Source organism: Bdellovibrio sp. SBM16, assembly GCF_056175625.1.
This window is the reverse complement of the sequence record NZ_JBJKJG010000006.1, coordinates 294708-302873: the sequence shown is the minus strand read 5'-3', so window position 1 is coordinate 302873 and position 8166 is coordinate 294708. Positions and strand designations below refer to the sequence as shown.

The 8166-nt window shown below is 44.6% G+C and carries 7 protein-coding genes, 1 tRNA gene and 1 rRNA gene; 1 reads left to right on the top strand and 8 read right to left on the bottom strand.

Features of this window, described 5'->3' with window-relative positions:
* From AC04MM_RS08190 to AC04MM_RS08180, 3 genes are all read right to left on the bottom strand, one after another.
* Window positions 1–1312: ribosomal RNA gene (locus AC04MM_RS08190) — 16S ribosomal RNA — on the bottom strand; the annotation flags it as partial.
* A gap of 454 nt (window positions 1313–1766) precedes the next feature.
* Window positions 1767–1842 (bottom strand) — tRNA-Ala (locus tag AC04MM_RS08185).
* Between the two features lie 127 nt (window positions 1843–1969).
* Complete coding sequence (locus AC04MM_RS08180; RefSeq protein WP_475379857.1) at window positions 1970–2488, bottom strand: hypothetical protein; 519 nt, start codon at window positions 2486–2488, stop codon at window positions 1970–1972.
* Window positions 2489–2640: 152 nt separating this feature from the next.
* Here AC04MM_RS08180 and AC04MM_RS08175 point away from each other — a divergent pair, with 152 nt between their 5' ends.
* Window positions 2641–2943: a cupin domain-containing protein gene (locus AC04MM_RS08175; RefSeq protein WP_475379856.1), complete on the top strand. Its 303-nt coding sequence runs from the start codon at window positions 2641–2643 to the stop codon at window positions 2941–2943.
* A 58-nt stretch (window positions 2944–3001) separates the two neighbouring features.
* On the opposite strand, the gene pilQ is transcribed toward AC04MM_RS08175, so the two are convergent.
* From pilQ to pilM, 5 genes are read right to left on the bottom strand one after another with little or no spacing between them, the layout of a single operon-like run.
* Window positions 3002–5077, bottom strand: a complete 2076-nt coding sequence (gene pilQ / locus AC04MM_RS08170; RefSeq protein ID WP_475379855.1) for a type IV pilus secretin PilQ — start codon at window positions 5075–5077, stop codon at window positions 3002–3004.
* Between the two features lie 22 nt (window positions 5078–5099).
* Window positions 5100–5813: a pilus assembly protein PilP gene (locus tag AC04MM_RS08165; RefSeq protein WP_475379854.1), complete on the bottom strand. Its 714-nt coding sequence runs from the start codon at window positions 5811–5813 to the stop codon at window positions 5100–5102.
* Complete coding sequence (gene pilO, locus AC04MM_RS08160) at window positions 5813–6487, bottom strand: type 4a pilus biogenesis protein PilO (RefSeq protein WP_475379853.1); 675 nt, start codon at window positions 6485–6487, stop codon at window positions 5813–5815. The genes AC04MM_RS08165 and pilO overlap by 1 nt, the downstream gene beginning before the upstream one ends.
* Window positions 6480–7097 carry a PilN domain-containing protein gene (locus tag AC04MM_RS08155; protein ID WP_475379852.1) on the bottom strand — a complete coding sequence of 206 codons (618 nt, stop codon included), beginning with the start codon at window positions 7095–7097 and terminating at the stop codon, window positions 6480–6482. Before AC04MM_RS08155 ends, pilO begins: the two co-directional genes overlap by 8 nt.
* Window positions 7094–8146 (bottom strand): type IV pilus assembly protein PilM, encoded by a 1053-nt coding sequence (pilM, locus tag AC04MM_RS08150; RefSeq protein WP_475379851.1) that lies wholly within the window; start codon window positions 8144–8146, stop codon window positions 7094–7096. Before pilM ends, AC04MM_RS08155 begins: the two co-directional genes overlap by 4 nt.
* Window positions 8147–8166 lie beyond the last annotated feature (20 nt).

Genomic DNA, 8166 nt, shown 5'->3' with positions numbered 1-8166 from the left:
TACTAGCGATTCCGACTTCACGCAGTCGAGTTGCAGACTGCGATCCGGACTACGATATGCTTTAAGAGATCCGCTCACTGTCGCCAGCTTGCCTCCCTCTGTACATACCATTGTAGCACGTGTGTAGCCCTACTCGTAAGGGCCATGATGACTTGACGTCGTCCCCACCTTCCTCCGGTTTATCACCGGCAGTCTCCCTAGAGTTCCCACCATTACGTGCTGGCAACTAAGGATAAGGGTTGCGCTCGTTGCGGGACTTAACCCAACATTTCACAACACGAGCTGACGACAGCCATGCAGCACCTGTCTTAGCGTTCCCGAAGGCACAACCGCATCTCTGCAGTCTTCGCTAGATGTCAAGAGTAGGTAAGGTTCTTCGCGTTGCATCGAATTAAACCACATGCTCCACCGCTTGTGCGGGCCCCCGTCAATTTCTTTGAGTTTTAATCTTGCGACCGTACTCCCCAGGCGGGATACTTAACGCGTTAGCTACGTCACTAGAGGGGTCAATACCTCTAACAACAAGTATCCATCGTTTATGGCGTGGACTACCAGGGTATCTAATCCTGTTTGATCCCCACGCTTTCGGGTCTCAGCGTCAGTGTTGGCCCAGTTACTCGCCTTCGCCTCCGGTATTCCTGTTGATATCTACGTATTTCACCACTACACCAACAATTCCAGTAACCTCTACCACACTCAAGACTTCCAGTATCAAATGCACTTCCAGGGTTGAGCCCTGGGATTTCACACCTGACTTAGAAGCCCGCCTACACCCGCTTTACGCCCAATGATTCCGAACAACGCTAGGATCCCTCGTCTTACCGCGGCTGCTGGCACGAAGTTAGCCGATCCTTTCTTGCATGGTACATTCATTGTGTTATTCCCATACGACAGAGCTTTACGACCCGAAGGCCTTCATCACTCACGCGGCGTCGCTGCGTCAGGGTTTCCCCCATTGCGCAATATTCCCTACTGCTGCCTCCCGTAGGAGTCTGGACCGTGTCTCAGTTCCAGTGTGACTGATCATCCTCTAAGACCAGTTAGAGATCGTCGCCTTGGTGAGCCATTACCTCACCAACTAGCTAATCTCGCATAGACTCATCTTCAAGCGAAAAACCTTTAACCCCTAGATCCGCAGATCTTGTGGTCTTATCCGGTATTAGCCAATCTTTCGACTGGTTATCCCCGACTCGAAGGCAGATTATCTATGTATTCCTCACCCGTGCGCCACTGGTATTGCTACCCGTTCGACTTGCATGTATTAGGCACGCCGCCAGCGTTTGTTCTGAGCCAGAATCAAACTCTCCAGTTAAAAAAACTAAAAAGTTTAAAAATCTGTTCATTTTTATCAGTATCACCGAAGTGATACTTCATTGAGATAAATACGAATTGTATTTAAATAGTTTCTTTTAATATAAAGAAACTTAGAAATTGATAATATAAGCTAGATAACTTTCGTTACGCTAGTTACTGATTAAACAGTGTTATATTAGCCCAAAATCTTTTAGCTATTCAGTTTTCAAAGAACCCGATCATCGCTTTGCTTTCGCTTAGCGTTTTTATTTCAACAAGGACGTCAGTTTTAAAACATCGCTTACTGCTCGTCAACATCTTTTTTTAAAATTATTTTTAAAGTTTTTTACGACTTTAAAAACAATCCCAAGGTATTGAACGAAGAGCGCTTGTTTTAAGTTAGCTGAGTTTCGCCGTCAAGACTTTTTAAAATTATTTTTTCAAAGAAAAAATTACTTTAACAAGTTTTGATTTGGTGGAGGCAACAGGGATCGAACCTGCGACCTTCTGAATGCAAATCAGATGCTCTCCCAGCTGAGCTATGCCCCCGATGTCTTTTGCTGTCCGGTGGTTGTCGCTCATACCAAGGGTTCTGGCAATACCTTTTTTAAAAAAAAGTTAAAAAACTGGTTTTTTCAAACCAGTTGTTATTTTTTTAAGCTGAGTAGCGAGTTCATTAGGCAGTGGCTGCGAGCGGATTCAGCAGGAATGCTGAAAACCATTGCTTTTCGGCCTTCATCTCAAAGCCGACCTGTTCAGCTCCAAGCATTATACTTTGATATACTTTTTTCAAAACTTCCAATTCCGTGGCCGTTTGGTAGGTATCCTCACCGTCTGTAAGGTCTTCAATCGCCTTAAAAACGCTGTTTAAGTCTACCGTTGTCACTACTTTGGGAATTTTCGAAGCATCAAAGCCCACTAATTCAAGTGGTTTGAAGCCGATTAAATTTTTTGTGATTAAAATTTTCGTTTTATTGTGAAAGTTAATCTGAATGAACTGCGAGCCATCGTAATCAGTACGCGCCAGAACTTTTTCCACGTCTGAGAATCTGAAGGTTATCGCTTTTTGATCTTCATTCTGAGTTACTCTTAAAGAAGTCTGATCGAATTCGAATTTTACATAGCGAGTAGATTCAAGAAAGTTGACGATCTCGTTCATGTTGTCTGAATTTACTTTCTCATTTGGCTTCTTCAAGGTGGCCTCCACAATATTGCCCAAATCATTCGGTACAGAAAACTTTGTTTTTCTTAGCGCTCTATACCAAAATTTTTATCGACCACTTGTGAGCGACTCTTTAAAATATTTTTGTATCAAATTAAGAATCTGTGTGAAATATTAGGTTTATTATGAAAATTACTCGATGGACGGCAGAAATTCCCGTGAACAAAGACATTATCGTTAAGCTTTTTGAGGCTGAAGGGCTAGAACCAAGACCTTTTCAGATCAAATCCGGTTCTCGTTTAGTGAACCAAAGAACCCACCTGACTGAAATTATCCAGATCGCTGAAGGCGAATTGATCTTTAACCTCTCTGGTACCCAGTTTGTATTAAGGGCCGGTGATAAATTAGAGCTTCCGGCCAATACCGCTTATTCATTTAGTAACATAAAGAACGAAGAAAGCGTGATGTACACAGCACAAAAAATCTAAAAGGGGCTTAAAAGCCCCTTTTTTATTTGTTAAATTTGTTGTGTCTTCGATGCCCCAGCTACTCCATACCGGTACCCAGCTCCTCACCTGAAGCTTTAAATGATGGTGTCGCCAGTGTTTTTAGCACTCTTGGTGAGATGAAAAACATCAACTCGGTTTTTTGGCTCGAGTTTGCGTCTGTTCTGAATAAAGTACCTAATACCGGCAGATCTTTTAACCCCGGAATACCCGTACGGCGATTGGTTACATCTGATGTAAAGACCCCGCCGATAACCGCAGTTTCACCGCTTTTTACGATGATATTGGTATTAATCTCACGATTCGTACGGCCGCCCGTTGGCGTAACCGCTGAACGTTCGATTTTTAGGGCTAAATTCACTGTTCCGATACTGGAAATTAGCGGTTTAACATCTAAATTTACCCCAACTTCTACCTCACGGAATGTCTGAGTAACCGTCGTTGTACCGGCCGTCTGGGTTTCAGTTGACGGAACCTGGATAATCGAACCCTGTTTGATCGTGGCTTGGCTATTATGTAAAACTGCGATTCTTGGCGACGAAAGGATTTTAACTTTTTCTTCGACTTCGTCTAATGCTAAACGGGTTGATAAATCACCGAAGGCCCCGAACTGTCCCATCCACATAGAACCTGTGAAGGCACCGCTCATTGGCGGGTTAAATGTTGCCGATGGACTGTAAAAACGGCTTAATCCGCTGTTACCGGTAACTACCCGGTTTCGGCCTGGAATAACCAAGTTGGCGTCACCGGTTTGGGCCAGATTGAAACCAAAATTAACCCCGATTTGGCGGGCGTAAGTTTCAGAGGCCTCAACCACACGGCCTTCAATAAGAACCTGCTGCGGTTGTGTGTCTAATAACTGAATCAGCTTTTCTACCTGCGCCAGTTTAGTGTTTGTTTCGGTTACGATGAGTGAGTTCGTGCGCGCATCGACGGTGACTTTACCACGACCGGTGTTTTGACCGGGGGTTGCACCTTCGGAGATGAAATCTTTGATCTTGGTTTCAAGTTGCGCCACATCGGCATAGTTAATCGAAAAGTTTTTAACCACTAATGTTTCGGCTTTTAACTTAAGATCACGCAAACGAAGTGCATCTTCTTCTTCTTTTGCCAGCACTTCTGTCGGCCCGATACGTAAAACCTGACCCTGACGGCGGTAGGCTAGCTTTTTCGACTTGAGAATCGTAACTAAAGCCTGATCCCATGGTACTTTACGGAGCTTTAAACTGACACGACCCGCGATATTATCATCGAAGATCATATTAATACCTGATTCTTCAGAGATAAATTTTAACACATCTCGGATATCCATGTCGGTTGTTTCGATTGAGATTTTACGGCCATAGAATTTATTGTTATTGGCAAGAAAATCTTCAATGCTGTCTGAATTCATAATGCCAAGGCTTGCGGCCTCATCTGATTCACCACCGCTGGCTGCAGCTAAATCTTCCGGAGTCTGATCGTCGACACCACTCGGCGTACCGACGATTAGTAACGTATTACCTTCGGGCTGTACCAGGGGTTCCTGGGCACCCGGACGTAATTGCACAACAAAACGGGCCACATTCGAGTTTGCATTCTGGTAGATGTCAATACTGCCGATATTTGAAGTCATATCTTTTGTATTTAACGGTCTTTTTAAACGGTCAGGCACAACCGCATTTTGCACTTCTACGACTAATTGATTCGTATTTGAATTCATGCGGGTTTTGTACTGAAGAGGATTATCTGCAGAAATAACCAAAGTACCGCCGTTGCTGTTACCTAAAAACTTAACATCACTGATTTTTGCGGCTGGGCCATCCACCACTGGCGGTGGCGGCTCGGCTGCCACTTCCTGTGGTTGCGGCGGAACTTCAAGATTTTCCTCTGCAGGAGGAGTCGCTTCAGCCTGCTCTGGAGCTGGTTCTTCTTGGGCCGGTTTATCAAATTCTGCGAATTCGTCTTTGGCATTAGGATCAGCTGTTGCTGTGTCAGCCGTATCATCCAGAGTTAACTCTGTTCCAGTCTCGTCTTCGACGCCGAAATCATCATCAACGACTTTTTTCTTAGTTGTACAAGAAAACGTAGTCATACTCAGAACCAATAGTAATGAGAGAAGTCGTTTTGTAATCATTCAATCCTCCTAATCGAACTAACTATCTACCCGAGATATCAATCACCACCGGAATATTGTCTTGGATGACAGTGATTGTACCTTCCGAAATCGCCGAAATAATTCCATCTTTATCGCCGATTCGGTAGTTGCGTTTTAATAAGTGCATGGTATTTGACGGGTCTACGATCATTGCCTTAGGACTTTTTACATCCCAGATAACGCCGACTAAGCGGTAATCGCGCAGTGGCCAACGACGGATCGCTTCGATCTTATCGTCAATTCTGACCTCTTCTGTTTTTTGCGGTTTTAATGTTTTCTCTTCAAGCTCAAGAATATAAAGCGGCTTACGGAACGGATCGCGGTCCGGGTTGCTTAGCTCGCCGACATATGACTTTGTGTGCTTGAATAAAATTCCTGTTGCCGGTGAAATGCTCGGTCGGTTAACCGGCGGAGGTGGTTTCGGGGCCTCAGGTGGTGGCGGTGGTGCCGCAGCTGCCGCATCAGCCGGAAGCTCAGGAACCTGCGCAGGCTTTGCCTCTGCCGGAGCTTCAGACTTTGCCTCTTCTGCCGGAGCCGCTAGTTTTGTGGTCGGCGATGTCGTGGCGTTGACGTCGGGAAATGCCGGCAATTCCGGAAAGTCAGCTTGTGCGTGGAGCAACGGCGCCAGCCCAAGATAATAAGTAGCCGCCAAAGCTGCTGTCATTGCCGCTAAATACAGAGAGGATTTTTTAAGTAACGCAATAATGTTTTTCATTATTTCATTTCCTCTTGGTTAGCGGGAGCCCCTGCCGGAGGCACCGGTAAAGCCGGGTTTTTTGCGGCGGCAACGGCTGCCTGACGGTAACCGATCAATACAGCCTCGACAGTTAAAAACTTATTCGGACCGTCCGTACCTTCTTCTGATTTAATTTTCAGTTCTGAAACCTTGATGACTTTTTCAATTCCGGCAATCTGGGTCATAAAGCTCTGCAATTGCGGGAAATTACCCTGGAAAACATAGTTAATGGCAACTTTTTGCACTAAGTTTGCTTCTTCCGGGTTCTCAGACCCGTCTCCGCCGTTGATCTGTTGCGGGTCAGAGTTGGTTAACTTGGTGATTTTTAAGTCAGTTGCCGCACTGATTTGTTCGACGATAATACGCAGCTCTGAAGTTTCAAAATCAATCGGGATTTTAGATTTAACCGCTTCATAAGTTTTTGCCAACGACGCCACATCGGCACGCATTTCTTCTTCTTTTTTAAGAACTCTTTCAGTTTCGACTTTTTTCGTCGTCTCTTCAGCAATTTGCGTCTGCAGGCCCTGGATCTCGCCCACGATGAAATCACCGTTATTGTACATCGTAAAATAGTAAAACGCTGTCAAAAGAGCCCCGAAAATAGCAATACGATTTACCGAAAGCGTAGATACCTTGGCCATCAAATCATTCATTTTTGGCTCCTTCGGTAGTTGCGTATTCTGCAGTGATCGTAAATGAACGCAATCTTAAGTCAGATTTGATCTGCTCACCTTGCGGGATTAAGTCGATACTCTGAAGTTTAACATTCTTTAAAATCTGTGTGCTTGTCAGCTTACCTTCAAAATCGGAGATGGCCTTTTCAGTATCACCACCGCCAACAAACTGCAGACGGTTTCCGGTCGTCTCTAAAGAGGTTAACCACACTCCCGAAGGAATGGCTTCTTTTAGACGGTTTACCAGGTCCAGCGGAAACAGACGCTCACGCGAAATTCGCTCTAAGAACTGGGTCTGGCGATTTAAACGCTTCTTATCTTCTTCGTACTTTGAGATTTCGGCCGCAATGGCTTCTTTTCTCTGATTAAATTCTACTAACGCTGTTAATTCTGAGTTAAGAGCCATTTTCTGACCCTCGAGCTCAGGAATATTGTACTGTTCATAGCCGATCAGACCCAGTGGCCCGATTAAAAACACGATCACCCGCTTAATAAAGTCGGATCGCATCTGTTTTGCATCTTCACCGAAGTCCGATGAAAAATCGGCCTCCATCGCTGTATACGACTTTAAGAGATTTACCTTAATCACGAGTCACCTACCTCGCGTAAGGCAAGACCCAACGTCGTTGATAAAAACGGCGTGATTTGCTGTAAGTAAGCCGGCGTAAGTTTTTTATTGGCAGGTTTTATTCTGATTAAAGGATTTAACGGTTCAAATGGGATTTTGAGCGCATCTTGGAGATGGTCCGTCATGCCTTCAGTTAAACTTGCCCCACCGGTAAAATAAGCTTTGGTAATTTGTAAATCGCCGCCAGATGCTGAATAAAAATCAATCGAGTTACGGATCTCTTCCGTCACGTAATCCAGCGCCATATTCATGAAAGTTTTTGTGTTTTCTGGCTGCTCGGTATTTGTATCTTGTTGGGTAAGTTTTAAAGCCTCGGCTTCTTCCAGCGTGATACCCATATTTTTACTGATTTCGTTGGTAAAGTGAAAACCACCCACCGGAATATCACGCACGAATAAAACTTCGCCCTGAAGAATAACTAAAAACTGAGTCGAGTTGGCACCGAAATTAAACAGCGCCACCGGCTCATTAAAACGGCCGTAATTAAACTCAAAAATGTTAGCGAGTGCTAAGCTGGCAACATCGATGATTTTACATTTTAACCCTGAAAAGGTAGTTACCTCGACGTATTTACCGATGAAATCGTTCTGGGCGGCAATGATCAACACATCCATCATATCGGGAGTCGTCGAAAATGGCAGAATGTGGTGCTCTAAGGTCACTTGCGAAATATCAAATGGCAGGTACTGCTGCGCCTCGAATTTAATCTGTTCACGTAGTTCTTTTGGATCTCGTTTTGGAAGTGAGATTTTTTTAACAATGGCCGAGTTTCCCCACATGCCGACATTGACAATTTTGCGGGTAAATCGTTGTTCTTTATGAAGAGATTTGATCGCCTCACCTAACAGGAATGAATCGGTGATTTCACCGTTGGTCATGGCTTGCGGCGGGGTCTGAACTGACGCAAAGTTCTCAAGCTCAGCGGTGTTTCCGTTGAGTTTTAATTCGGCCATTTTGATTGAACTTGATCCTAAATCCAGTCCAATCACCTTTTTTGATGAAAATAACATGCTGCTCAGACTCCCAACCT

Coding starts and splice junctions, on each gene's coding strand:
- AC04MM_RS08175 (WP_475379856.1), top strand. CDS start 2,641: ATGAAAATTACTCGATGGACGGCAGAAATTCCCGTGAACAAAGACATT.
- pilQ (WP_475379855.1), bottom strand. CDS start 5,077: ATGATTACAAAACGACTTCTCTCATTACTATTGGTTCTGAGTATGACT.
- AC04MM_RS08165 (WP_475379854.1), bottom strand. CDS start 5,813: ATGAAAAACATTATTGCGTTACTTAAAAAATCCTCTCTGTATTTAGCG.
- pilO (WP_475379853.1), bottom strand. CDS start 6,487: ATGAATGATTTGATGGCCAAGGTATCTACGCTTTCGGTAAATCGTATT.
- pilM (WP_475379851.1), bottom strand. CDS start 8,146: ATGTTATTTTCATCAAAAAAGGTGATTGGACTGGATTTAGGATCAAGT.